Raw genomic sequence first — 337 nt, 5'->3', positions numbered from 1 at the left:
GACCTTGATTTCCGTGGTCACAGTCATGCCGGGAAGCAGCCGCACCGGGCCATCTGTGGCATTCAGCCGGGTATCGGCAAGCAGGATCCGCGCCTTGAAGAAGGGGGCGGCTGGCTGGCTGGGGGTGGCAGTCTGCTCCTGTTGGCCGGTCAAGAAGGTATCCTGGCTGATGGTCCTCACCTCGCCTGTCGCGGTTCCGTATTTCTGGAACGGATAGGCGTCGAGCTTGATACGGGCTTCCTTGCCGACGGCCACCCGGCCGATATCGCGCGTGTTAATCGAGACTTCCGCTTCCAGCGGCACGTTAATGGGCACGAGTGTGACCACCGGCTCCGCC

1 protein-coding gene is annotated in these 337 nt (G+C 62.9%); it reads right to left on the bottom strand.

Annotated elements, in window-relative coordinates; all coding sequences use genetic code 11:
* A partial coding sequence (locus AF337_RS10850; RefSeq protein ID WP_193393597.1) for a beta-barrel domain-containing protein occupies positions 1–337 on the bottom strand: 337 nt, incomplete at both ends.

Source organism: Rhizobium ecuadorense (genome assembly GCF_001187535.1).
GTDB lineage: Bacteria > Pseudomonadota > Alphaproteobacteria > Rhizobiales > Rhizobiaceae > Rhizobium > Rhizobium ecuadorense.
This window is presented reverse-complemented; position numbering and strand designations above follow the sequence as displayed.